Here is a 24,052-nt window from a genome sequence, read left to right as displayed (position 1 = left end):
TCCAAAACCCAAAAACTTAAATCTATGAAACCAAAAGCTAGTTTGAATGAACAGGATTATCTGCACAGTTTTATGTCGACAATGACACAAAAATCGGATACAATTATTAATTATGTTCTTGCCGTTTATTTTCTTCTCGGTATCGGATTATCCTTTAAATATGATACTTTCGAAATTGGAGTAGGAGTAGGAACGTTGAATCTTCTGGCTTATTATTCGGCCAAATTTTTCATGAAGAATTCTAAGTTTTATCAGTATGTCTTGTCTATTGTATTGGCTATTTTTATGGCACAGTATATTTACCAAATGCACGGAATGTTCGAAATGCACTTCACGGTATTTATTGCCAGCACGATATTAATTATTTATCAAAATTGGAGACTTCAAATTCCGCTAACTTTATTAGTAATTCTTCACCATGCCGGATTGGCTTACTTGCAAAATTTTATTTATAATGATGCAAATGGACTTCAGGTTTATTTTTCGCAAGTTAATTTTGATATGGAAACCCTTATACTGCATACTGTTCTGGCTGCAGTAGTATTTTTATTGAATGGTTATTGGGCATACTATTTTAAAGAACACAGTGAAAATCATATTTCTAAAATTTCAGATGAATATGAATTGGAAAATATGAAATTGGCCTCAGCAAAATACAGTTCAATGTCGGCTACAAAAGATTATAACGACTTTATTCACAGAACAACTCTAGATCTTAAACTTCCAGTTAATTCGGTTTTAAAATTAATCGATGTTTCTAAAGGGCATACAGACAATGATAAATTGTTGTCTTATCTTGAAATGATGAGAGAAAGTGCTAAAAAAATTGATGATTTGGTTAATGATATTCATGTAAAATCTACCAACAGCAGAAATTCGATTTAATAAAATAGAAGCCTACAAACTTATAAGATTGTATAGTAACTAAAATGCAAATTTATGGATATCAGAATAAATCGTCCAACGCCCTCTGATAGAGAAGTGGATTGGAATAAGAATAAAGTACTGCTAAGTAAAACTGACAAAAAAGGAACCATTTTATATGCCAATGAAGACTTTATAGATGTTTCTGGTTATGACGAATTTGAATTAATTGGTCAGCCACATAACATTATTCGACATCCTGATATGCCAAAAGTGATTTTCAAATTTTTATGGGATAGTATTAAATCGAGTGAAAATATTCATGTAATTATAAAAAATATGGCCAAAACGGGTCGTTATTACTGGGTTGTTACCGATTTTAAAATTATCGCAGATACAGATGGAGATATAGTAGGTTTTTTTGGAACTAGAAAATCAGTTCCAAATGAAATCATTGTCAAATTTATTGAACCATTATATAAAAAGCTTTTGCATATAGAAGAAACAACTGGTATACAGGCTTCTGAAGAGTATTTGGTTGGTTTTCTTGAAGAACGCAAGAAAACGTACATGGAATATATTGATCATTTAATCGCCACCGGAAAAGACGATAAAAACAAAATCAGTAAAGGCTTATTCAGCGGACTTTTCGAAAAGAAAAATGTTCCCAAAAAATAAATAAAATATACTTCATTGTGTCAGCTAAAAATATTCAATATTAAATTTGGCCCCCAACAAATCTAAATTACCTGAATAAAAAAACAAGGTTTTGGTCTGACGCAGTGAAGTTTTTTTTTTAAAGGTTCAAAGTTACAGAGGAACAAAGGGACAAAGATTTAGAGGGGAAACCTCTGAGCCTCTGAACCTTTGTCCCTTTGAACCTTAAGAAATATAATTCCAAATATTCTTTTTCTTGGTCAATTCTATAAAAATTGCCCTTAAAATGGCGTGTTCTGGTTTTTGAAGAGCAGAGTCTTCTTTTAGAATCTTCATAGCATAATTTCTAGCTAAAGAAAGGATATCTCGATCTCTAACAATATCTGCAATTTGAAGATTTAAAACACCACTTTGCTGTGTACCCATCAAATCTCCAGGACCACGTAGTTTTAGATCGACTTCTGCAATTTCGAAACCGTCATTGGTTTGTACCATGGTTTCCATTCTTGTTTTACTGTCAGAACTTAATTTATGTCCCGTCATTAAAATACAATAACTTTGTTCGGCACCACGCCCCACACGCCCTCGTAGTTGGTGCAATTGCGAAAGTCCAAATCTTTCAGCACTTTCAATAATCATTACACTGGCATTTGGCACATTTACTCCAACTTCTATTACAGTTGTTGCGACCATTATATTGGTTTTTCCTTCAGAGAAACGTTTCATTTCTTCGTCTTTATCTGCAGGTTTCATCTTTCCATGTAAAATGGAAATTGAATATTGTGGAAGCGGAAAATCTCGTGAAATACTTTCATAACCATCCATTAAATCTTTATAATCCATTTTCTCAGATTCCTGAATTAAAGGATAAACGATATAAATTTGTCGGCCTTTTGCAATTTCATCACGAAGAAATTTCCAGACTTTCAATCTATTCGTATCATAACGATGTACCGTTTGAATTGGTTTTCTTCCAGGCGGTAATTCATCAATTACAGAGATATCGAGATCACCATATAAACTCATTGCCAGTGTTCTCGGAATTGGAGTGGCAGTCATTACCAAAATATGTGGCGGAATATCATTTTTCTTCCACAATTTTGAACGCTGTTCGACACCAAAACGATGCTGCTCATCAATTACTGCCAAGCCTAGATTTTGAAATTTAACCTTATCTTCTAGTAAAGCATGAGTTCCAATGAGAATTTTGAGTTCTCCACTTTCTAATTCTTCATGAATAATTTTTCTTTCAGAAGTCTTGGTAGAACCTGTCAAGATTCGGATGTTGATGTTTAGTGTTTTAGCAAACTCAGACAAACCAAGAAAGTGCTGATTGGCCAAAATTTCGGTTGGAGCCATTAAGCATGCCTGAAAACCATTATCAATGGCTAAAAGCATGCTCATGAAAGCGACAATTGTTTTTCCTGAACCAACATCACCTTGCAAAAGACGATTCATTTGGGCGTTGCTTCCCATATCGGTTCTGATTTCTTTAATCACTCTTTTTTGAGCATTGGTTAAATCAAAAGGCAAATGATTTTGATAGAACTCATTAAAAAGTTCACCCACTTTTGTGAAGGGATGCCCTTTAATTTTATGTTTTCGGATAAGATTTTTGGTAATCAATTGAAGTTGAATAAAAAACAACTCCTCAAATTTTAGTCTAAATTGTGCTTTCGCTAAAATATCTGCACTTTTCGGAAAATGGATATTAAATAAAGCTGCTTTTTTCGGAATCAGTTTTAATTCTTCAATTAAAAAAGGTGGAAAAGTTTCAGTAAACAAAGCTTGTGTTTCCAAAAAAAGCTGTTCCATTATTTTGTTAATGGTTCGATTTGAAATTCCTTTGTTAGCTAAAGCTTCCGTAGAAGGATAGACGGGCTGCATTGCCGAACGAAGACTTCTTTCGTGCTCACTTAATAATTCAATTTCAGGATGCGCCATACTAAATTGGCTTCCGTAAAGAGTACATTTTCCAAAGATTACAATAGTTTCATTCAGTTTTAAACTTTCGCGAATCCATTTATGGCCTTGAAACCAATTTAAATCGATTTGTCCTGTATCATCAACAAAAGTAGCAACTAGTCGTTTTTTATTTTTAGCAAATTCGACAGTTTTAATATGAATTATTTTTCCAATAATTTGAACTTCAGAACCTGTATTCTGCAATTCATTAATCTTGTAATAACGTGTTCTGTCTATATATCGGTTTGGAAAAAAATTAACTAAATCTCCATACTTATGAATACCCAATTCCTTGCGAAGTAACTGGCCACGAGTGGGACCAACACCTTTTAAGTATTCAATTGGAGTTTCTAGAAGATTATTAGACATTAAATTATTTTAGATTTTAGATTGCTGATTTTAGATTTGGAAGAATTTGGAATTTATTTAATTGGAATTTATTAAAAAGCGAAGATAGATTTTAATTGGGAAATTTGAAAATGAATTATAGTTTTCAGGTATTTGAATGTTTTTTGAAGTTAAAATTTAAAGATTGACGCAACCATTCTAAAAAAGTTAAATCTTCGTATTAAATAGTCATCAAGTTTCGATCATCACTATATTTTATGGGGTTTTAAAAAGAAGATATTATTTTAAACAATGTTTACTAATTCAAATTGTTTAAGCTCCGTTGGATTTTCCAGCGGAGTTTTTTTTATGGCTAAATATTATCTTAATGTTAAGTCTTACAATCCATACGCAACTATTTTAAAGAAGTAAAATCTTAATAATAAATAGTAACCTTAAAACATAAACCAAATATGAAAAAAATTACATTTTTAGTATTGCTGCTTATCGCAACCGTATCTTGTTCTAACGATGATAATGATAATAATAAAGAAATTTATTTTGGCAAATGGACATTAACTTTTATGAGTAGAAATAATAGTCCTCTTGCAAATAGCATTCCTGTTATTGAGTGGCAAGAAACCTATAATTTTAGCTCTAAAGGAAAATTTGCCAAAACAAGAACAAAAGACGGTAAAACTAAAACTGTGGTCGGAACGTATTCAGTTAATAAAGTTGAAGACAGAATAGAACTAAAATTAAAGTATACCGCGCAAAATGATATAATCGGAACTTGTAGTTCTGATCTTACTGAAAATCTATTTATCCTAAACAATACTGGAACTTTATATAACGGATGGTCACTGTGTAAAGGACCGCAAATAGCGTATGAAAAAATCTAAGTAATAAAATTTGAAAAATAATAACCTTAAAAACTTTAAAAATGAAAAAAATTGGACTTTTAATTGTATTGATGATTTCTCTTGTTTCATGTTCTAACGATTCTGAAGATAGCCTGCAAACGGCAAACTCAGATTATTACGGTAAATGGGTAAATACTCATGAAGTTAAAGATGTAAATAGTGCGTTTTTATGGACAGAGAATTATGTCTTTAATAAAGATAACACATTTACAAAAACTCGTACAACCAAAGACGGGACTATTACTGCAAGCGGAACTTTTCAAGTTGTAATTCTGGACAATAATCCTAGTTTAGATTTAACTTACCGTAGTTCTACTAATTTAGTTTATAGCTGTTCTACTGGTGTTGGAGGTACCAAAGAGCTTTTGTATCTATTTGAAGGTAAATTAAGAAGCGGAGCATCTATGTGCGATGCTGGAGGTACCTACGAAAAAGCAAAATAAAAACCGTAAGTTTGTTACGATATACTAAAAGTATTCAATTTTAAAATTGGATACTTTTTGTTTTTTAAATCTCTTAAAATGAAAACACACTTAGCACTTTTACGCGGAATTAATGTTTCCGGACATAATATGATGAAAATGGAAGCTTTGAAAGCAATGTTGGAAAATCTTGGTTTTCAAAATGTACGTACTTATCTGCAATCTGGAAATGTTTTTGTAGACAGCGAAGAAGAAGCATCAAAAATTGGTTTTATGATTAAACAGGAAATTTTTAAAGTTTTTGGGCATGAAGTTCCAGTTGTCATGATTACTAAAGAAAATTTAGAAGCGTGTTTTACAAATAATCCTTTTTTGAAAGAGAAAGATATTGATAGCAAAAAGTTGTATGTGGCTTTTGTTTCTACGAATTTGAAAAAAGAAAATATAAACGATTTAAAAATCAGTCAGTTTAAACCAGATGAAGCCAGTATTGATGAAAACAGGATTTTTATTAAATACGCAGTTGGAGCTGGAAAAACCCGTTTTGATCAAAAGTATATTGAGAAAAAATTGAATGTAACAGCTACAATTCGAAACTGGAACACGGTTACGAATTTGCTTAAAATGTATGAAGAATAATGAAGAAAATAATTACTCTTTTAAGCCTTTTTCTTTTAATGAATTTCATTAATGCACAGACAAAACCTGTTGTTGCAGATGAAAATTTTACTACTTTTTTAAAGAAATTTAATTCGGATAAAAATTTTCATTTAAGTCGAATTAATTTTCCCATTACTGTCAAACTATTAAATGATGATTTTGAATTAGTAAATTACACCATTGCCAAAAGTGATTACAAACAGATTCAGTTAAACGACAAAGGAAGTACTTATCAATATAAAAATATACCGAAAAATAACACCTACATTATTAAAAGAAAAGGTATTGATAATGGTATTCTTGCAGAATATATTTTTGAGAAAAGAAAGAGGATTTGGTATTTAAAAACTTATATTGACGAATCGACCTAATTTATTTTGGTATTAAATCGCAATACCAAAATCCAAAATCAAAAGCAGTTTCGTCATTGGTATCACAAGCTGAATTGGATAAATCTGTTTTTGGTTTTTCATACTTGCGATATACAATTTCTCCAATTTCAAAATCAATAGGTTTTGAGAAAATTGGACCATCAAAAGCAAAGGTGTGAAACTCGCCGTTCTCGCCACAGACATCGACATTTTCAGGTAAATCATTTATAAAATCCTGATCAATAATTCTGCCTACAAAACTTTTGTCTAAAAATTTTTCATTTACACAAACCACAATGGTTTTAAATCCCATTGAAATAAATTCTTGAATTAAATCTTTTGTTGGAATTTTCCAGATTGGGAAAACACCTTTAAAGTCAATTTTTTCTAATTGTTTTTCACGATATTGACGTAAATCTTCCAGAAAAATATCACCAAAAATAGAATGTGTAATACCTTTATTTTTTATTTCTAGCAAAGTTTTGGTCATTACATTTTCATAAACTTCCATAGTTGGCATTTCAGGAATTTCCATAATTTTTAATGGAATTCCGATGCTTTCCGCTTGTGCCTTCAATAATTCAATACGAACACCATGCATAGAAATCCTTTGATATTGCTGATTGACACTTGTAAGCAAACATTCAATTTTAAAATCGGGATTTTGAAGAATTTTATATAGCGCAAGAGCAGAATCTTTTCCGCTGCTCCAATTAAATAAGGCTTTTTGAGGTACAGACACAATTTGGTATTTTAATACGGTAAACTTACAAATTTCATTCTGTTTGTTGATGAAAGGTTTGTAACTTTGGGATTTCGCCTTCAAATTCATTTCAATGAAATACATTTTTCTATTATTTACAGGTTTTTTATTCGCACAACAAACCCAAAACGTTGATTTCAAATCTGTTTCAGGCCGATTGACATTAAATTCAAAGGAAAAAACAATTGCCGGAGCAGTCGATTTTCAATTTGAAGTATTAAAAGATTGCGATACTATTTCGCTTGACGCAAAAAACATGGAATTTTCAAATGTTCAAGTCAATGAAAAAGAAATTATCTTTATCAATACCACCAAACAATTAAAATTGGTTTTTCCATTCAAAAAAGGACAAAATCATTTAACCTTTAATTACACTGCAAAACCAAAACAAGCTTTGTATTTTGTTGATATGGAGAATGATGAAGTACAAATTTGGACGCAAGGTCAGGGCAGATATACGAGTAATTGGTTTCCTAGTTTTGACGATGTAAATGAAAAACTGATTTTTAATCTCGGAATTTCTTATGATGCAGCATATCAGGTTGTATCAAATGGAATTTTAAAAGAAAAAACAGCAAATGGAAACGTAAACCATTGGCAATATCAAATGCAGAAACCAATGAGTTCTTATTTGTTGATGTTGGCAATCGGAAAATTTGATAAAAAAGAATTTAAATCGAAAAGTAAAATTCCGTTAGAATATTACTACGAACCTAAAGATGTAGATCGTTTTGAGTCGACATACCGCTATTCTAAACGAATTTTTGATTTTCTGGAAAGAGAAATTGGCGTAAAATATCCTTGGCAGATTAACAGACAGATTCCGGTTAGAGATTTTTTATATGCTGGAATGGAGAATACAACAGCAACTCTTTTTGCAACCCGTTATGTAGTAGATTCAATCGGATTTTGTGATAGAAATTACACTAATGTTGATGCACATGAACTGGCGCATCATTGGTTTGGAGATTTAATTACAGCCGAAAGTAGCACGCATCATTGGCTTCAGGAAGGTTTCGCTACTTATTTTGCTTTGCTTGCTGAAAGAGATATTTATGGTGATGATTATTTTTATACAAAATTGTACGATACGGCACAGCAGATCAAATTTGCTTCAAGAACAGATACAATTCCGGTTTTAAATGCAAAAGCAAGTTCATTGACTTTTTATGAAAAAGGAGCTTGGGCATTGTTTGTTCTTCATGAATCAATTGGAGATAAAGCATTTAAGAAAGCAATAAAAAGTTACTTGAATAAATACGCTTATCAAACTGTAAATACGCAGAATTTTTTTGATGAAATAAAAAAGGTATCCGATTTTGATTTGGATAAGTTCCAAAAAACCTGGTTAGAATCTACCGCTTTTGATACTCCAACTGCCAATGCCTTATTGAGCAAAAACAAAACAATTCAGAAAAGACTGGAAATTGATAAACTGAAAAAAACTCCTTTAGCAGAAAAATTCGAGGTTTTAAAAAGTACTTTAGAATCAGATTTCTATGAATCTGTAAAGCAATCTGTTGTAGATCAATTAGAAAATGAAAATTACGAAGCTAAGAAATCGCTTTTGCTTTTGGCACTGGAAACAAACAATGTAAAAGTTCGTCAAAATGTAGCGGAAACGATGACGAAAATTCCGGAAGATTTTAGATTAAATTATGAAACCTTGCTAAATGATAAGTCGTATCAGACTCAGGAAACTGCTTTGTATTGGTTATGGAGAAATTTTCCAAACCAAAGAGCAACATATTTAGATCAATCGAAAAACTGGATAGGTTTTAATGATTTTAATCTCAGAACTTTGTGGCTTTCTTTGGCTTTGTCTACTACAAATTATACTAATGACAATGAGAATTTAATAAACGAATTAATAGCATTTTCTTCGAGCAAATATGAAGCAACAACGAGACAAAATGCATTGGAAAAATTAATTGCATTTAAAATTATCAACGACCAAGTCTTGACTAATTTAGTTGGTGCTACAACGCATCATATGTGGCAGTTTTCAAAGTTTGGAAGAGATACGATTAGACTTCTTTTAAAAAATCCTGAAATGCGTGCTTCATTTAACAGAATTTTGCCTAATTTGACACCCGACGCACAGTTTCAATTGAATCGTTTGTTGAAAGAGTAGCTTGAGAGATTAGAAAGAAGAAAATAGAAAATAGAAGAAAGAGACAAGATCACAGTAACAAAGTTGAAAAAGTCTTTTCTCTTGCTTCTTTCCTCTACCAAGTCCAAAAAAAGTATCCCAAAAACAAAATCTACATACAATTTATGAGAGCATTGGTTATTTCCGGTGGTGGCAGTAAAGGCGCTTTTGCCGGCGGTGTTGCCCAGTATTTAATAGAAGAAAAAAGACACGAATACGACTTGTTTCTAGGAACTTCAACAGGAAGTTTATTGATTCCGCATTTGGCTCTCGGACATATTAAAAAAATTCATTCGGTTTATACCAATGTTACCATGTCAAGTATCTTTAATATTTGCCCGTTTGTGGTCAAGAATAAAGATGGAGTTGATATTGTTACAATTAATCACTTTAATGTAATTAGACAGTTTTTTAAAGGAAAACGAACTTTTGGTGAAAGTAAAGGTTTGAAGAAATACATTCAGAATAATTTCTCTCTTTCCGATTTTAATAAGCTTAAAAAATTAAAAACGGATGTAATTGTAACAGTTACCAATTTTACCACAAACGAATCGGAATATAAATCGGCTAAAGATTGTACTTACGAAGAATTTTGTGAGTGGTCTTGGATTTCAAGTAATTATGTTCCTTTTATGAGTTTGGTTGAAAAGAACAATTTCGAATACGGCGACGGAGGATTTTCAAGTTTAGTTCCGATTCGTGAAGCCATCAACCGTGGTGCGACAGAGATTGATGTGATTGTTTTGGAAACAGAAGTAAATACAACCAAGACTGTTATTGGTAAAAACCCGTTTTCATTAATGATTGATTTGTTCCGAATTGCTTTGGATCAGGTTGAAAAACATGATATTGCTATAGGAAAACTGATGGCAAATAGTAAAGATGTGAAACTTAACTTATATTACACGCCAATTAAATTGACAGATAATGCGCTAATTTTTAACAAAGATGTCATGAAAGATTGGTGGGAACAAGGTTACGAATATGCTCAGAATAAATCTGAGGTTATGAGTGATAATAGAAAGATGTAAAAATTAATTCGTCAAAAATGATAATTTCATTCGATCTTGATGATACATTGATTGCTAAGAATAAATTTGGCTTAGAAAAAAGAAATCTATTTCAAAAATTATTTGGATTGGAATGTGTACGTGAAGGAACGATTGATTTGTTTAAAGAATTAAGAGCACAAAAACATAAGATCTATATTTACACTACTTCTTACAGAACTACATTCAGAATATGGTTAATGTTTTATTCTTATGGTGTTTCTGTTAATTGTATTATAAACCAACAGAAACACTTAAAGAAAATAAAAAAGTTAGATTTTAATTGTTCTAAATTTCCTCCAATGTTTAAAATTGATATTCATATTGATGATTCGCAAGGGGTGAAAATGGAAGGCGAAAAATATGGATTTAAAACTATAATAATCTCTGAAACAGATAAAAATTGGACTCAGACAATTTTAAGATCTATATAAAACATTAGTACCAAAGATCTGCTACTTCATTTTTTATAAATCCTAAAGCGGCATTACTTGGAGATTGTTTCTCCAATAAATCATTTAAGATTACTTCACGCAGTTTGTCAGCATTATCCACTTTATCACTCATTGCAGCTTTACGAATCATTTGTATTGTTGCATTTTTTGCAGTTGTAATGATGGTCCAACATTCATCGGACATATAAATTTGTTGCGTCAAATTATGTTCAAATTCTTGCTCGATTTGATCGATCACAAAGTTCTCGTAATCGTGTTTGTTTTGTGAAATAGGGGAAATTCGAATTAATAATTTCGTCAAATTAATACGTTCCAAAAATAAAGTCATACGCTCGTACGCTTGTAAACGTATTGGAAGAGATTCTTTGTGAGCTTGTTTGTTCAATAAAAAAGCACGTTTTTTATCGTTGTTTTTAATATGCAATTCGAAAAAACGATACGCTACAACTCCTGTAACTAATGCTGGCAAAGTATAACTCGCAAGTTCTATAATTTTGTTGAAATCCATTTGAATAATTTTTAAGCAAAAATATACTTTTTGATGAGAAATCCACTTTAAATTTATGCTAATAAACAAAAAGGAAGCCGTACTTTTGCACCTTGTTTTTTACGCATTTGAAATATCTTTTTTTGATGGATTTATATATTATCGGTTTTCTGTGTTTAGCTGCTTTTGCAGCAGGATTTATTGACGCAATTGTTGGCGGTGGCGGATTAATACAAACACCAATGGGATTAATATTATTGCCCAATCTTCCAGTTTCGACTGTAGTTGGAACTTTAAAAATTCCGGCTTTCAGCGGAACTGCTTTTGCTGCTTTTCAGTATTTAAAAAAAGTGGTAATTCAATGGAAACTATTGATTATAATGATGTGTTTGGCGGTTCCATCTGCATTTTTAGGATCTACAATTTTAACAATGGTTAGCAATGATTTTATGAAACCGCTTCTATTAGTCGTTCTCTCATTATTGTTTATTTATACCTACGCTAAGAAAAACTTCGGACAACATGTTGCAAAAGATCATTCTGCAACCACACAAATACTTTATGCAGTTGTTATCAGTGTTATTATTGGTTTTTATGATGGCTTCATTGGTCCAGGAACGGGAAGTTTTTTCGTAGTGGCTTTTATTGCCCTTTTAGGTTTTGATTTTCTGCACGCTTCCGCGAATGCTAAAATGGTAAACCTAGCAACTAATTTTGGCTCGATTTGTTTGTTTATGATAAAAGGAAAAATCATCTGGGCAATCGCAATTCCGATGGCAATTAGCAATGGATTGGGAGGATGGCTTGGTGCGAAACTGGCAATTAATAAAGGAAATGGTTTTATTAGAATTTTCTTTTTAGTGGTTGTTGTGGGAACTTTGATTCGTTTTGCTTACGATGTTTTTTTTAAGTAAGATTCTAAGTTGCTAAGGTTCTAAGATACTAAGTTATTCTCTTATTGAAAAAATTAAAGTTTAGAAATCTTGGCTTCTCAATATCTTAGTATCTCAGTAACTTTAAAAAAGATTGTTTGAATCTAGCCCCGATAGAGGCGGTATCCTCCAAGCGTAGCGGAGAGATAAAGCCGAAAGCGGGAAACGATGCCTAAAGAAATGCCTTGTGTTTGGCTTCAAAAAAACTTAGCATCTTAGAACCGTAGCAACTTAGGAACTTTCTTTTTTAATTCTTATTTTTGCATAAAAGGAGAAAATTACATGCAGAAATATATTGACCAGCTCAACGAAGCGCAGAGAGCGCCTGTTCTAAAGAAAGACGGGCCAATGATTATTATTGCTGGTGCAGGTTCGGGAAAAACCCGTGTTTTGACAATTAGAATTGCTTATTTGATGCATCAGGGAATTGATGCGTTTAATATTTTGTCGCTGACTTTTACCAATAAAGCGGCAAGGGAAATGAAGCACAGAATTTCGGATATTGTAGGAGCGACCGAAGCCAAAAATCTTTGGATGGGAACTTTTCACTCTATTTTTGCTCGTATTCTTAGAGCAGAATCCGATCATTTAGGTTATCCTTCTAATTTTACTATTTATGATTCTCAAGACTCGGCTAGATTGATTTCTTCTATTATAAAAGAAATGCAGTTAGACCGAGATATCTACAAACCTAAACAAATTTTAGGTCGTATTTCTAGTTATAAAAACAGCTTAATTACGGTTAAAGCTTATTTTAATAATCCAGAATTGGTCGAAGCTGATGCTATGGCAAAGAGACCAAGATTGGGTGAAATTTATCAGCAGTATGTAGAACGCTGTTTTAAAGCGGGTGCGATGGATTTTGATGATTTGTTGTTGAAAACCAACGAATTGCTGACACGTTTTCCTGAAGTTTTGGCGAAATATCAAAATCGTTTCCGTTATATTTTGGTTGATGAGTATCAAGATACCAATCACTCTCAGTATTTGATTGTTAGGGCTTTATCTGATAAATTTCAGAATATTTGTGTGGTTGGAGATGATGCACAGAGTATTTATGCTTTCCGTGGAGCGAATATCAATAATATTTTGAACTTCCAGAAAGATTATGAAGGTGTAGTAATGTTTCGTTTGGAGCAAAATTATCGTTCTACCCGAAATATTGTGGAAGCGGCAAATACAGTGATGGAACATAATAAAACCAAACTAGATAAAGTGGTTTGGACGGCTAACGAATTTGGACCAAAAATTAAAGTCCACAGAAGTTTGACTGATGCCGAAGAAGGCCGTTTTGTTGCCAGTACGATTTTTGAACAAAAAATGCAGAACCAACTTCATAATGGATCTTTTGCTATTTTGTATCGTACCAATGCTCAGTCTCGTGCAATGGAGGATGCGCTAAGAAAACGTGATATTCCGTATAGAATTTATGGTGGTTTGTCTTTCTACCAACGTAAGGAAATTAAAGATGTTTTATGTTATTTGCGTTTGGTTCTAAATCCGAAAGATGAAGAAGCTTTGATTCGTGTGATCAATTACCCAGCACGTGGAATTGGTGATACTACGATTGAGAAATTGACTATTGCAGCCAATCATTACAAACGTTCGATTTGGGAAGTAATGGTTAATATTGACAAAATCGACCTAAAACTGAATGCCGGAACAAAAAACAAATTGAAGGATTTTGTTACCATGATTCAGAGTTTTCAAGTTATCGATCAGAATCAGGATGCTTTTTATATAACAGATCACGTTGCAAAGAAAACGGGTTTGGTTCAGGAATTAAAGAAAGATGCAACTCCAGAAGGAATGGCTAAAATTCAGAATATCGAAGAGCTTTTAAACGGTATTAAAGATTTTACAGAAGGACAAAGAGAAATTGATGGAGCAAGAGGTGCGCTTTCTGAATTTATGGAAGATGTCGCTTTAGCAACAGATTTGGATAAAGATACAAACGATGATGATCGTGTGGCGCTGATGACGATTCACTTGGCAAAAGGACTTGAATTTCCTCATGTTTTTGTGGTAGGTATGGAAGAAGATTTATTTCCGAGTGCCATGAGTATGAGTACAAGAAGTGAACTAGAAGAAGAACGTCGTTTGTTTTATGTGGCATTAACGCGTGCAGAGCATCAGGCCTATTTGACTTATGCACAGTCTCGCTACCGTTGGGGGAAATTGACGGATAGTGAGCCATCACGTTTTATCGAAGAAATTGAAGATCAATATTTAGAGTATTTAACTCCTGCAGAAACGAATTATCGTTATAAATCACCAATTGACGGTGATATTTTTGGAGATGTTGATAAATCAAAATTAAGATTATCAAAACCAGTAGGAGGAACGCCTCCAAAGCATATTACAGATAATAGTCCGAAACCTGACTTGAATATTAGAAAACTAAAACCAGTTGCAGGAACTAATCCTAATGCGGTAAGTGCGCCAAATCTATTTGATAGTAAACTTACTATTGGGAATATTGTGATGCACGAGCGTTTTGGAAAAGGAGAAGTGATCAACCTTGAAGGGGCTGGTCCTGATAAAAAAGCGGAAATTAAATTTGAAGTTGGTGGAATTAAAAAATTGCTTTTAAGATTTGCTAAACTTGATGTGGTTGGTTAAATAATTTTGGTTTTCATATTTAGGCAGTAAATATGAAAAATGAAAATTTAAAATTGTAATGATTTTAACCTGAGACTAACCTAACTTTAAATAAAAAAGAAAATGGCCGAATTCATAAAAATATACCCAGATAAACCTAGTGAAGCTGCAATTGCGAAAGTAGTTAAAGTGCTTCAAAATGGTGGTTTGGTAATTTATCCAACAGATACCGTTTATGGTTTAGGTTGTGATATTACCAATTCACGAGCTTTAGAAAAAATTGCAAAAATAAAAGGAGTCAAATTAGAAAAAGCTAATTTCTCGTTTATCTGTCATGATTTGAGTAATTTATCTGATTATGTGCGTCAAATTGATACATCGACATTTAAAATTTTGAAAAGAGCTTTACCAGGACCTTATACTTTTATTTTGCCTGGAAATAACAACTTACCAAAAGAGTTCAAGAAGAAAACTACTGTAGGTATTCGTGTTCCTGATAATAATATAATTCTAGAAATTGTTCGTCAACTTGGAAATCCGGTAGTTTCAACTTCTATTCGTGATGAAGATGATGTGATTGAATATACTACAGATCCAGAATTGATTTTTGAGAAATGGCAGAACCTTGTAGATTTGGTAATTGATGGTGGCTATGGAGATAATGTCGGCTCTACAATTATAGATTTATCTGAACATGAACCAATTATTGTAAGAGAAGGAAAAGGTGATGTTGATATTTTGTAAAAAAAAACTTTAATTGTATTACATCTTAAAAATTATAACTAACTTTATTATAGTTAAAATTTAGTTAGTTAACTTAAAATAATGCTGTTCTTGATTTATATTTAATTGGTTATTAAAAAATTAAGGATACAAAAAAGCAGGTCGATTGACCTGCTTTTCTGTTTTTATACAACAAGAAAGAATTATTTTGCTTGTTTTTTCATTTCTTTTTCGATCATATCATAAAATTGATCGATTTTTGGCATAACTACGATACGAGTTCTTCTGTTACGAGCTTTGTTTTCAGCAGAATCATTTGCAACTAATGGTACATAAGAACTTCTACCTGCAGCAATTAATTTAGCTGGGTTAACACCAAGATCGTTTGTTAATACACGAACGATAGAAGTAGAACGTTTAACACTTAAATCCCAGTTGTCTAAGATAATTCCGTTGCTTTTGTAAGGAACGTCATCTGTATGACCTTCTACCATGCACTCAAAATCAGGTTTGTCGTTTACAACTTTAGCAACTTTAGCCAAAACAGTTTTAGCTTTATCACTTACGTCATAGCTTCCGCTTTTGAATAATAATTTATCAGCGATAGAGATAAATACAACTCCTTTTTCAACATTGATTTCGATGTCTGGATCGTTGATTCCAACTGCTCCTTTTAAACTTGTAACTAATGCTAAAGTAACACTGTCTTTTTTAGTTAAAGCATCTTGAAGTCTAGAAATTTTTAAATCTTTTTCTTTTAAGCTTTCAAGAGATTTTTCAAGATTTTCAGCACCTTTAGTAGTTAAGATTGTTAAATCTTTAGAACTATTGATTAAGTCTTGATTATGTTGTTTGTAGCTTTCAGCAGTAGCAGCTAATCCAGCTTTTTCTTCTAAGCACGTATTTAATTTTACAGTACAAGAGTTTAATAAATCTTGGGTCTCTTTGTTTTTTGCTTCCAACTCCGCATATTTCTTTTTAGAAACACATGATGTTAGGGCCATTAATACTGATAGTGCGATAACTATTTTTCTCATAAATTTAATTTTAATTAGACTTGATTACAAATTTAGTTTTTAATATTTTGAATACTGTTAAAGATTTCTTTAAAAAAGGTCATTTTCCTTATATAGTAAAGAAAAACGATGCTTTTTACCAAATAGTATTGCTGTATTTGAAAATCTTTTCGTTTTTTAAGATATTTTAAAGATAAACAATAAAATGAAAAATGTGCCTTTAAAATGGCGAAAGTATGTCCGAATTTACCTTGTGTAAGAAAACGGATACCTGCAATTCCGTCTAAGACCATACGAAAGAAAATTACCCAAAACAATCCTCTTTTAGGTAGATTTTTAACAAGCATTAATAACGAATTTCTAAAATTCAGATACGTTTTTTTTGGATTTCCTTGTTGCAAAGTTGCTCCTCCAACGTGATATACAACTGATTGTGAATTGTACTTAATTATATGCCCTTCATTGGCAGCACGCCAGCATAAATCAATTTCTTCCTGATGGGCAAAAAAGCTTTCGTCAAACCCACCAAGTTCATGATACACTTTTTTTCTGATGAAAAAACACGCACCTGAAGCCCAGAACAATTCGCAATTATCATTGTATTGTCCATTGTCTTTTTCTAAAGTTTCAAATATTCTTCCTCTGCAAAATGGGAATCCATATTTGTCAATGAAACCACCAGCACCACCAGCATATTCGAAATATTCTTTATTTTTAAAATCAAGAATCTTTGGCTGAATTATGGCTGTTTGTTTATCATTATCGAAGGTTTCAAGAATTGGTTTTAGCCAGTTTTCAGTTACCTCGATATCTGAATTGACTAATGCGTAAATTTCTGCATCTATATGTTGTAAAGCATCATTATAACCTTTTGCGAAACCATGATTGCCAGTGTTTTTTACAATTTTTACGGTAGGGAAATTTTGGATAACAAAATCAACAGAATTATCTGTCGAATCATTATCTGCAACATAAATCGTTGCGCCTTCTGAAAACTGAATAACAGATGGTAAAAACTGCTCAAGCAATTTTACTCCGTTCCAATTTAAAATGACAACTGCTATTTTATCCAAAAGTACTTCGTTATTTATTCTTTGTTAATGGTTTTCTTTATAATCAGGCAGGTTTCTCAAAAACTCATATTTTTCGTTTTCGAAATCCATTTGACAATAAAAATGGTTTAGTCCGTTTGTCACATTCAAAAACCGTGCCTGCATTGTCATATTGTAACGTGCAATCTGATCAAAAGTTGCTTGAGAGATTTTAATTTCGGGTGCTTTGCATTCTACCAATATATGTATAGAACCATCAGAGTTAAAAACAACAATATCGTATCGTTTTCTTAACCCGTTGACTTTTAAAACTTTCTCTACGTTAATTAACGATTTGGGATATTTTTTTTCGTAAATTAAATAATGAACTACGTGCTGACGGACCCATTCTTCTGGAGTAAGAATTATAAATTTTTTTCTTATTTCATCAAAAATAGACACTTTATTTTCGCTATTTTTGAATCGAAAACTATAGATTGGAAAATTTAATCGCTGCATAAAGCAAAAATATAAAATAGTTTTTTGTTTCAAACTAACTTGAAACTTTAAACTTGAAACAAATTTTAAATGGACGAAGTTGTAAAAATCGTTAATGATATAAAAGCCGGAAATATTAAGCCAATTTATTTTTTAATGGGTGAAGAACCTTATTATATAGATAAGTTATCAGAATATATCGAGCAGAATGTTTTAGCTGAAGAAGAAAAAGGTTTTAATCAGACCGTTTTGTATGGAAGAGATGTTTCTGTGGATGAAATTGTTTCAACAGCTAAGCGTTATCCGATGATGGCTGATCGTCAGGTCGTTATTGTCAAAGAAGCACAGGATTTATCTAGGACAATTGATAAAATTGAATCGTATGTAAATAATCCGATGGAAACTACGGTACTTGTTTTTTGCTACAAATACAAAACTCTTGATAAGCGTAAAAAAGTAACGAAATTATTGGCTCAGAATGGAATTGTTTATGAGAGCAAAAAATTATATGAGAATCAGGTAGGTGACTGGATTAAACGTGTTTTAGCAGGAAAAAAATATACAATTGATCCAAAAGCAAATGCAATGTTGGTGGAGTTTTTGGGAACCGATTTAAGTAAAATTAATAATGAGTTAGAAAAACTTCAAATTATTTTGCCCCAGGGTACCATGATTACGGCAGAACATATTGAAGAGAATATCGGTTTCAGCAAAGATTATAATGTATTCGAACTTCGAAAAGCAATTGGAGAACGTAATCAGTTGAAGGCTTATAAAATAGCGGAGAATTTTGCTCATAATCCTAAAGAATATCCTTTAGTGATGACAACTGGTTTAGTATTCGGATTTTTTGTTCAGCTTTTAAAGTACCATGGTTTAAAAGATAAAAATCCAAAAAACGTCGCTTCGGCTCTGGGAGTGAATCCTTTTTTTTTAAAAGAATATGATTTGGCGGTAAAAAATTTCCCAATGCGAAAGGTAAGCCAGATTGTAGCTGCGTTAAGAGATATTGATGTTAAGAGTAAAGGTGTGGGAGCCAATGCATTGCCGCAATCTGATTTGCTTAAAGAAATGCTGTATAAAATATTTAATTAAGCCATTAAAATTCACGATATTTGCCTTTCTGAAAATTTTACTACTAAAAATAATTACACAATTATGGGAATGAATAAAAATACCATTTTAGGATGGGCTACTTTTATAATGGTACTTATGGGATTGTTGCTTATAGGTCTTGGAGCTTTTAGATACAGAGAAGTATCAGGCTGGGGATTTGCTGCGACCGGTGTAGGTTTCCTTGCTAATGCATGGGTTTTCAATGCTTTAAAAGGTAGAGTTTAATCTCAATAAATAATAAAATTCAATAGAAAAATAATTAATTTATATAAAGAACATAAAAAATGTCAGACGATAAGAAAGTAATTTTCTCAATGCAGAAATTGAGTAAAACCTATCAAGGAGCAGACAAACCGGTACTTAAGAATATTTATTTAAGTTTCTTTTATGGAGCTAAAATTGGTATTCTAGGTCTTAACGGTTCTGGTAAATCTTCTCTTTTAAAAATTATTGCGGGAGTTGATAAAAATTATCAAGGTGATGTAGTTTTTCAGCCAGGTTATACAGTAGGTTACTTAGAACAAGAACCAATCCTTGACGATTCTAAAACGGTTATCGAAGTAGTTCGTGAGGGAGCTGCTGAAACTATGGCAGTTTTAGAAGAGTACAATCAAATCAATGATTTGTTTGGTCTTGAAGAAAACTATTCAGATCCAGATAAAATGGATAAATTAATGGATCGTCAAGCAGCTTTACAAGATAAAATTGATGCGCTTGGTGCTTGGGAAATTGATACAAAATTAGAAATTGCAATGGATGCTTTACGTACTCCAGAAGGAGATACGCCAATCAAAAATCTTTCAGGAGGTGAGCGTCGTCGTGTAGCTTTATGTCGTTTGTTATTGCAACAACCAGATGTATTGCTTTTGGATGAGCCAACCAACCACCTTGATGCTGAGTCAGTTTTATGGTTAGAGCAACATTTGGCACAATATGCTGGTACTGTAATTGCTGTAACGCACGACCGTTATTTCTTGGACAATGTTGCAGGATGGATTTTGGAGTTGGATAGAGGAGAAGGTATTCCATGGAAAGGAAATTATTCTTCTTGGTTAGATCAAAAATCAAACCGTATGGCTCAAGAAGAAAAAGTGGCTTCTAAAAGAAGAAAAACTTTAGAACGTGAGTTGGAGTGGGTTCGTCAAGGTGCAAAAGGTCGTCAGACAAAACAAAAAGCGCGTTTACAGAATTACGACAAATTGTTAAATGAAGATCAAAAACAACTAGATGAAAATCTAGAGATCTATATCCCGAACGGTCCACGTTTAGGAACAAATGTTATTGAAGCTAAAAATGTAGCAAAAGCTTTTGGTGAAAAATTATTGTATGATAATTTGAACTTTACTTTGCCACAAGCTGGAATTGTTGGAATTATCGGACCAAACGGTGCTGGTAAATCAACTATTTTCAAAATGATTATGGGCGAACAAGCTACGGACAGTGGAGAATTTTCAGTTGGAGAAACTGTAAAAATTGCTTACGTAGATCAGTCGCACTCTAATATTGATCCGAATAAATCTATTTGGGAAAACTTCGCAGATGGTCAGGAATTGATTATGATGGGAGGGAAGCAAGTAAACTCAAGAGCTTATTTATCTCGTTTCAACTTTGGTGGTGGAGAGCAAAACAAAAAAGTTTCGATGCTTTCTGGTGGAGAACGTAACCGTTTGCACTTGGCAATGACTTTGAAAGAAGAAGGAAACGTACTTTTACTAGATGAGCCTACGAACGACCTTGACGTAAATACACTTCGTGCTCTTGAAGAAGGTTTGGAGAATTTTGCAGGTTGTGCTGTAATTATTTCTCACGACAGATGGTTCCTAGATAGAATTTGTACACACATCTTAGCTTTTGAAGGAGATTCTGAAGTTTATTTCTTCGAAGGAAGTTTCTCTGATTATGAAGAAAACAAGAAAAAACGTCTTGGTGGTGATTTAACTCCAAAACGTTTGAAATACAGAAAATTAATTAGATAATAAATCTGAAAATTTCAATATAAAAAATCCCAAATTCCAATCAATGTGAATTTGGGATTTTTTTATATTTTAAGTTTCTCGATCTAGTTTGAGAAAAATTGGAATTTTACAAAAACTTAGCTTTCAATTCAGGAGTCGGAATCATGCAGCTTTCTTTTTTGCCATACCAATTGTATCTGTTTTTTGCAACATAATCATAAATTCTGTCACTTATAAAAATGGGTACAATTCTAAAAATAGGTGTTAATTTCCAGATACCTCCAAAATTTTTAGCGATTTCGAGAATAGCAGAAGATTTGTAGAAATATGCTATTCCTGGATTGTACAAAATAATACTATCCATTTTAGAAAAACTTATTCCTAGATGTCTGCAAATTGAGATTCCTAAATCAGATTGCAATGCCACAAATCTAAAAATATCTTTTTTGTCATGTTTGATAATGAATTGTACAGCGGAACTACAGAGATTACAAACTCCGTCAAAAAGAATTATTTTTTTATTTTTTGGAAGATTATCCATTTTTTAATTTTAAAAGTAAAGCTTTGTCAAAGTTCTAAACTTTGACAAAGCTATAACGTATATAATTTTAAATTATTTTTATCTATTGTTTTTTGATTTGTGATAAAATTTATAAATCAAAAATAGCTTTCATAAATCTGTTTAAATCCAATTTTAAAAAACCGTAATGATATTTTGCTTTAAAAAAGAAAACGTCTTTTAAATCGCTTTATTTTAATTTTGCTCTTTTTTTAGTCAATTTCAAGACTGACTGTGACTGCGATTGAAAACTTATTTTTTAACCGCTTCAACCAATTCCAATTCATCTAAACTTACTTTCGAAGTAAAAATGCCATAATTTACAGTTGCTTTATTTTTTTCGATCAAATCAATACTACCGACTGATCTTCCGTCAAGCATTCTTACTCGGTCACCAACTTTTAAAATTGGCTTTGGTTTTTCTATAACGGGTTTAAGTTTTTTCTCTTTTTTCTCTTTTCGTATTTCTTCAACTTTTACAGAAACTTCGGCAATAATTTCTTTTTGTTTTTCAACTTTTGCTTTTACTTCTTTTGGAGTTGCTTTTTTACGTTTAGAATTTTCAATTTCAACAATTTTCAAGAATTCACCAATAAGTTCTTTTTTATTTTTGTTGTTGAAATATTTCTCGGCAATATCATCAATTTTTTGTCCGATATAAATAATCTTCTGGTTGCTGTCGTATAATTCCTGATAGCTTTCTAATTTCTGTTGAATTCTCGTATTGATGTTTTCCATCTTTTTACTTTCTTCACGTGCACGAGTTTCTTCTTCTTTTAAATTCAAAGAAGTTTTTTCCAATTTCGATCTCTCTTTTTGAAGCGTCGCAATAGTTTTATCAAAACGAACTTTTCCAACTTCGATTTTCTTTTTCGCACGGTTGATTAGTCCAAATGGAATTCCATTCTTTTGAGCAACTTCAAAAGTAAAAGAACTCCCGGCTTGACCCAAAGCTAATTTATACATTGGCTCCAATGACTTTTCGTCGAACATCATATTGGCATTTGTTGCGTACGGTAATTCGTTAGCCAGAATTTTTAAATTAGAATAATGAGTTGTGATAATTCCGAAAGCTTCTCGATGGTAAAATTCTTCTAAGAAAATTTCAGCCAAAGCTCCTCCCAATTCAGGATCAGAACCTGTACCAAATTCGTCAATTAAAAACATGGTTTTTCGATTACATTTCTTTAAAAAATAATTCATGTTTTTTAATCGATAACTATATGTACTTAAATGATTTTCAATGGATTGATTGTCTCCAATATCAGTCAGAATTCTATCAAATAAGAAAGTTTCACTTCTTTCATGAACTGGAATAAGAATTCCAGATTGCAGCATTAATTGTAATAAACCAACTGTTTTTAAGGAAATTGTTTTTCCACCTGCATTTGGACCGGAAATTACAATAATTCTATTTTCTTGTTTTAATTCAATAGTTTGCGGATGAGTGACTTCTTTTTTTTGTTTGTTATTCAAATACAAAATCGGATGATACGCTTCTCTAAAAAATAATCTTCTTTCTTCTGTAATTGCTGGTAAAATTCCGTTGATTCGATTTGCATATTTTGCTTTCCCAGCGACTACATCTACGTCGCTTAAAAAATCCTGATATTCAATTAGTAAAGGAAGATAAGGACGAATTACATTTGATAAGTTTTTTAAAATCCTCGTAATTTCTTCTTTTTCTTCGTATTCTAAATTGGCTAATTCGCGAGAATATTTTAAAGTAGCTTCAGGTTCGATATAGGCAATACTTCCGGTTTTGGAACTTCCTAAAATAGAGCCTTTTACCTTACGGCGATACATGGCTAAAACCGCTAGAACTCTACGATTTTGTACAAAACTTTCTTTAATATCATCCAAATAACCCAAACTATTATACTGAGTTAAAGCCGAACCAAAACTTTGATTTACTTTTCCGCGAACCAAATTCATATTCTGACGAATTCCAGAAAGAGCAGGAGAAGCATTGTCTTTAATTTCTCCGTATTTATCCACAATTGCATCAATTGCAGTGATAATGTCTTTTGTCAATTCTACTCTTGAAGCTCTTGCATTTAGATTCGGATAATAATCATCAAACTTTTTCAAGAAGTTCAATAATACATTTGTAGTTGCAGAAAGATTGGCAATTTTTCTGAAACTTCCTACTTCAAGAAAGCTGTCTTCAATTGCTAAGAATTTAATTTCGTGTGTGATAGCATCAAATCCGTGATTCGGAATGGCGTTATTATTTTGAAAAGAAGAAACATACTCTGATGTCTGCATCAGCGATTGCATTAATTCTTCTTTATCTCTAAATGGTTTTATTTGTAAAGCTTTTTCCTTTCCAATATCGGTGTTACAACCATCTGAAATGGTTTCGAGTACAGTTGGAAATTGTAAGTCTTGTAATGTTTTTTCTGTAATACTGATCATTTAATTTCTTTATGAAAGTAAAAGCAAAAGTACGAAAACAATAATGAATTGTGAATTCTTAGTTATTAATTATTAATGATGAGTTATGAGTTGGGAATTAGTAATTAT

23 protein-coding genes are annotated in these 24,052 nt (G+C 32.1%); 15 read left to right on the top strand and 8 right to left on the bottom strand.

What is annotated here, in order from left to right:
• The first annotated feature begins 24 nt into the window (after positions 1 to 24).
• Both K6T82_RS10605 and K6T82_RS10600 read left to right on the top strand, forming a co-directional pair.
• Positions 25 to 885: a hypothetical protein gene (locus K6T82_RS10605; RefSeq protein ID WP_223705906.1), complete on the top strand. Its 861-nt coding sequence runs from the start codon at positions 25 to 27 to the stop codon at positions 883 to 885.
• 54 nt (positions 886 to 939) lie between these two features.
• On the top strand, positions 940 to 1,542 hold the full coding sequence (locus tag K6T82_RS10600; protein WP_223705905.1) for a PAS domain-containing protein: 603 nt from the start codon (positions 940 to 942) through the stop codon (positions 1,540 to 1,542).
• Positions 1,543 to 1,746: 204 nt separating this feature from the next.
• Here the strand turns inward: K6T82_RS10600 and recG are convergent, their stop codons facing one another.
• Positions 1,747 to 3,855, bottom strand: a complete 2,109-nt coding sequence (gene recG / locus K6T82_RS10595; protein ID WP_223705904.1) for an ATP-dependent DNA helicase RecG — start codon at positions 3,853 to 3,855, stop codon at positions 1,747 to 1,749.
• Between the two features lie 431 nt (positions 3,856 to 4,286).
• Between recG and K6T82_RS10590 the strand changes: the two genes are divergently transcribed.
• The 4 genes from K6T82_RS10590 to K6T82_RS10575 all read left to right on the top strand — a co-directional run bounded on the left by K6T82_RS10590 (position 4,287) and on the right by K6T82_RS10575 (position 6,189).
• On the top strand, positions 4,287 to 4,715 hold the full coding sequence (locus tag K6T82_RS10590; RefSeq protein WP_223705903.1) for a hypothetical protein: 429 nt from the start codon (positions 4,287 to 4,289) through the stop codon (positions 4,713 to 4,715).
• A gap of 41 nt (positions 4,716 to 4,756) precedes the next feature.
• Positions 4,757 to 5,179, top strand: coding sequence for a hypothetical protein (locus K6T82_RS10585; RefSeq protein WP_223705902.1), 423 nt, complete (start codon positions 4,757 to 4,759; stop codon positions 5,177 to 5,179).
• Between the two features lie 78 nt (positions 5,180 to 5,257).
• On the top strand, positions 5,258 to 5,797 hold the full coding sequence (locus K6T82_RS10580) for a DUF1697 domain-containing protein (RefSeq protein WP_223705901.1): 540 nt from the start codon (positions 5,258 to 5,260) through the stop codon (positions 5,795 to 5,797).
• Positions 5,797 to 6,189 carry a DUF4348 domain-containing protein gene (locus K6T82_RS10575; protein ID WP_223705900.1) on the top strand — a complete coding sequence of 131 codons (393 nt, stop codon included), beginning with the start codon at positions 5,797 to 5,799 and terminating at the stop codon, positions 6,187 to 6,189. Before K6T82_RS10580 ends, K6T82_RS10575 begins: the two co-directional genes overlap by 1 nt.
• A gap of 1 nt (position 6,190) precedes the next feature.
• On the opposite strand, the gene K6T82_RS10570 is transcribed toward K6T82_RS10575, so the two are convergent.
• Positions 6,191 to 7,036: a Dph6-related ATP pyrophosphatase gene (locus tag K6T82_RS10570; RefSeq protein ID WP_223705899.1), complete on the bottom strand. Its 846-nt coding sequence runs from the start codon at positions 7,034 to 7,036 to the stop codon at positions 6,191 to 6,193.
• On the opposite strand from K6T82_RS10570, the gene K6T82_RS10565 reads away from it, so the two are divergent.
• From K6T82_RS10565 to K6T82_RS10555, 3 genes are all read left to right on the top strand, one after another.
• Entirely contained in the window at positions 7,026 to 9,086 is a 2,061-nt protein-coding gene (locus tag K6T82_RS10565; RefSeq protein WP_223705898.1) for a M1 family metallopeptidase, read from the top strand. The genes K6T82_RS10570 and K6T82_RS10565 overlap by 11 nt on opposite strands.
• A gap of 143 nt (positions 9,087 to 9,229) precedes the next feature.
• A complete protein-coding gene (locus K6T82_RS10560; protein ID WP_223705897.1) occupies positions 9,230 to 10,135 on the top strand; it encodes a patatin-like phospholipase family protein in 906 nt (301 codons plus the stop codon).
• A 17-nt stretch (positions 10,136 to 10,152) separates the two neighbouring features.
• Complete coding sequence (locus K6T82_RS10555) at positions 10,153 to 10,587, top strand: hypothetical protein (protein WP_223705896.1); 435 nt, start codon at positions 10,153 to 10,155, stop codon at positions 10,585 to 10,587.
• A gap of 4 nt (positions 10,588 to 10,591) precedes the next feature.
• Here the strand turns inward: K6T82_RS10555 and K6T82_RS10550 are convergent, their stop codons facing one another.
• Complete coding sequence (locus K6T82_RS10550; RefSeq protein ID WP_223705895.1) at positions 10,592 to 11,116, bottom strand: DUF7935 family protein; 525 nt, start codon at positions 11,114 to 11,116, stop codon at positions 10,592 to 10,594.
• A gap of 125 nt (positions 11,117 to 11,241) precedes the next feature.
• On the opposite strand from K6T82_RS10550, the gene K6T82_RS10545 reads away from it, so the two are divergent.
• The 3 genes from K6T82_RS10545 (at position 11,242) to K6T82_RS10535 (ending at position 15,372) form a co-directional block, all read left to right on the top strand.
• Positions 11,242 to 12,009, top strand: a complete 768-nt coding sequence (locus K6T82_RS10545; RefSeq protein WP_223705894.1) for a sulfite exporter TauE/SafE family protein — start codon at positions 11,242 to 11,244, stop codon at positions 12,007 to 12,009.
• 300 nt (positions 12,010 to 12,309) lie between these two features.
• Positions 12,310 to 14,649, top strand: coding sequence for an ATP-dependent helicase (locus K6T82_RS10540; protein WP_223705893.1), 2,340 nt, complete (start codon positions 12,310 to 12,312; stop codon positions 14,647 to 14,649).
• Between the two features lie 102 nt (positions 14,650 to 14,751).
• Positions 14,752 to 15,372: an L-threonylcarbamoyladenylate synthase gene (locus K6T82_RS10535; RefSeq protein WP_223705892.1), complete on the top strand. Its 621-nt coding sequence runs from the start codon at positions 14,752 to 14,754 to the stop codon at positions 15,370 to 15,372.
• A gap of 182 nt (positions 15,373 to 15,554) precedes the next feature.
• Here K6T82_RS10535 and K6T82_RS10530 read toward each other — a convergent pair whose 3' ends face one another.
• From K6T82_RS10530 to K6T82_RS10520, 3 genes are read right to left on the bottom strand one after another with little or no spacing between them, the layout of a single operon-like run.
• On the bottom strand, positions 15,555 to 16,388 hold the full coding sequence (locus tag K6T82_RS10530; RefSeq protein WP_109193363.1) for an OmpA/MotB family protein: 834 nt from the start codon (positions 16,386 to 16,388) through the stop codon (positions 15,555 to 15,557).
• A 32-nt stretch (positions 16,389 to 16,420) separates the two neighbouring features.
• Positions 16,421 to 17,440, bottom strand: coding sequence for a glycosyltransferase family 2 protein (locus tag K6T82_RS10525; RefSeq protein ID WP_223705891.1), 1,020 nt, complete (start codon positions 17,438 to 17,440; stop codon positions 16,421 to 16,423).
• Between the two features lie 24 nt (positions 17,441 to 17,464).
• Complete coding sequence (locus tag K6T82_RS10520) at positions 17,465 to 17,917, bottom strand: type I restriction enzyme HsdR N-terminal domain-containing protein (RefSeq protein ID WP_223705890.1); 453 nt, start codon at positions 17,915 to 17,917, stop codon at positions 17,465 to 17,467.
• A gap of 69 nt (positions 17,918 to 17,986) precedes the next feature.
• Between K6T82_RS10520 and holA the strand changes: the two genes are divergently transcribed.
• From holA to ettA, 3 genes are all read left to right on the top strand, one after another.
• Positions 17,987 to 18,991 carry a DNA polymerase III subunit delta gene (holA, locus tag K6T82_RS10515; protein ID WP_223705889.1) on the top strand — a complete coding sequence of 335 codons (1,005 nt, stop codon included), beginning with the start codon at positions 17,987 to 17,989 and terminating at the stop codon, positions 18,989 to 18,991.
• A 69-nt stretch (positions 18,992 to 19,060) separates the two neighbouring features.
• The gene (locus tag K6T82_RS10510; protein WP_223706182.1) at positions 19,061 to 19,237 is read left to right on the top strand and encodes a CAL67264 family membrane protein; all 177 of its coding nucleotides are present in this window, start codon (positions 19,061 to 19,063) and stop codon (positions 19,235 to 19,237) included.
• 59 nt (positions 19,238 to 19,296) lie between these two features.
• On the top strand, positions 19,297 to 20,988 hold the full coding sequence (gene ettA, locus K6T82_RS10505) for an energy-dependent translational throttle protein EttA (protein WP_223705888.1): 1,692 nt from the start codon (positions 19,297 to 19,299) through the stop codon (positions 20,986 to 20,988).
• 106 nt (positions 20,989 to 21,094) lie between these two features.
• Here the strand turns inward: ettA and K6T82_RS10500 are convergent, their stop codons facing one another.
• Complete coding sequence (locus K6T82_RS10500; RefSeq protein WP_223705887.1) at positions 21,095 to 21,508, bottom strand: thiol-disulfide oxidoreductase DCC family protein; 414 nt, start codon at positions 21,506 to 21,508, stop codon at positions 21,095 to 21,097.
• 270 nt (positions 21,509 to 21,778) lie between these two features.
• On the bottom strand, positions 21,779 to 23,944 hold the full coding sequence (locus K6T82_RS10495) for an endonuclease MutS2 (protein WP_223705886.1): 2,166 nt from the start codon (positions 23,942 to 23,944) through the stop codon (positions 21,779 to 21,781).
• Positions 23,945 to 24,052 lie beyond the last annotated feature (108 nt).

Source organism: Flavobacterium potami (genome assembly GCF_020026915.1).
Lineage (GTDB): Bacteria > Bacteroidota > Bacteroidia > Flavobacteriales > Flavobacteriaceae > Flavobacterium > Flavobacterium potami.
Note: the sequence above shows the minus strand (reverse complement) of the source record. Positions and strands in the feature narration are given on the sequence as shown.